Origin of the sequence: Bradyrhizobium liaoningense, assembly GCF_018130825.1 — a bacterium.
Lineage (GTDB): Bacteria > Pseudomonadota > Alphaproteobacteria > Rhizobiales > Xanthobacteraceae > Bradyrhizobium > Bradyrhizobium liaoningense_B.
On the sequence record NZ_JAFCJS010000022.1, the window covers coordinates 1 to 1,784 of the forward strand.

Sequence of the window (1,784 nt, forward strand, 5' to 3'; positions counted from 1 at the left end):
AAAGCGACCGGCGAGATCGGCCAGCAGATTTCCAGCATCCAGGCCGCCACCGAGCAGTCGGTCGGCTCGATCAGGGAGATCAGCGGCACCATCGAGCGGCTGTCGGAGATCTCGTCGGCAGTCGCCGCCGCCGTGGAGCAGCAGGGCGCGGCGACGCAGGAGATCTCCCGCAACGTCCAGCAGGCCGCCCACGGCACCCAGCGCGTCTCGACCAATATCGGCGACGTGCAGCGCGGGGCGTCCGAGACCGGTTCGGCCTCCTCGCAGGTGCTGTCGGCGGCGCGCTCGCTGTCGGCGGACAGCAACCGGCTGAAGCAGGAAGTCGCGCACTTCCTGAGCTCGGTCCACGCCGCCTGACGTCTCAAAAACAGAGGTCCACGCGCATGCGCGTGGACCTCAAGCGATGCTGTGGCTTGATCGGGCCACCGCCGTGCCGCCTGTGCCCAACTCTTGTTCATCGGAGCACACGAGGGCGATGCCTTCGTCGGCTTCTCCGTACTCGGCACCGGTAAAATACAGCCTCAATTAACACTTGTTCCGCATTGTACGGCAGTGCAGCACGATTCCTTGGGGGACGTGGGTTGCAACGAGTCGTCGTTGCGATCGCGAGAACGTCGTCGGCTGCTTGTCTTTTCTTCCTGCTATGGGTGGACAGTGATGCCGAGCTTGCGTTTGGGAATTCGGGGGCGTCTGTACGCCGGATTTTCGGTTCTCGTGGTCCTTGGCCTGGTGATGGCCGCAGTCGCGGTCTGGAATCTGTGGGCGGTCCAGGGCCAGATGGAGCGCCTGTCCGTCCTCTCGGACAACACCGCGCGCGTCCAGGAAATCTCGATCAATCTGCAGGCGCTGCGGCGCGCCAATCTCCGCTACATCTATGACGCCAACGAGCCGGCCTTCAAGGAAGCCGCGGAACGGGAGGCGGCGACGGTCGAGCTGTTGAAGGCTGCGGCCAAGGCCACCCTCTCCGAGGAGCGGCTCAAGATCTATAACGGCCTCACCAGCGACATCGAAAAGTTGAAGTCCCTGCGCGAGCGCATGGGCGCCGCCGTCAATGAGACGACCAAGGGCAAGGCCATCCTGCTCGCCGGCGGCGACCAACTGACCGCCAACACCGGCAAGCTGGTCGACGCCGCGCGTGAAACCGGCGATACCAGCGTGAGCGCTCCCGTCGCCGATCTTGAATCCAAGATCCTGCTGGTTCGGGTCGCAAACTGGCGCTTCCTCGCCGTCCGGGACGCAAAGGGGCCGGCGACCTTCAGGACCAATGTCGATCGGGCGCAGCAGGCGCTCAAGTCACTGGAGGGGGCCGGTCTGCCGGACGAGGTCAAGGCCGCGTTCGGGCCGATCAAGAGCTCGCTTTCGGCCTACAAGTCGGCCTTCGAGACGACCTCGGCCGCAATCCTCCAGGCCGATGAAATCTACCGCAACGAGATCGCTCCCCTGATCGGTGAAAGCGTCGACAAGCTCAAGGTGGCGGAGACCGCACTGAAGGCCGACTACCAGAAGTCGCGCGCGGCCGCCGATGGCGTCATCGCCAATACGACCTGGATCCAGGAGGTCGCCGGCGGTCTTGCGATCCTATTCGGCGGCATCGTCGCTTTCCTGATCGCCCGCAGCATCGTCGGTCCGCTGTCCACGATGACCCGGGCGATGGGGCTGCTGGCCGGCGGCGATCTCAAGGTCGAGATCCCCGGCCGCGGCAATCGCGACGAGATCGGCGACATGGCCAAGGCGATCGCGGTGTTCAAGGACAATATGGTCGAGACCGAGCGCCTGCGTCACGA

The 1,784-nt window shown here is 64.9% G+C and carries 1 protein-coding gene and 1 pseudogene; both read left to right on the forward strand.

All coding sequences use genetic code 11. The features are described 5' to 3' along the window. Window positions 1-357 (forward strand): annotated as a pseudogene (locus JQ603_RS37855) (methyl-accepting chemotaxis protein); the annotation flags it as partial. A 300-nt stretch (window positions 358-657) separates the two neighbouring features. Further along, window positions 658-1,784 (forward strand): HAMP domain-containing protein (locus JQ603_RS37860; protein ID WP_212348745.1); only part of this gene is annotated, 1,127 nt, incomplete at its 3' end.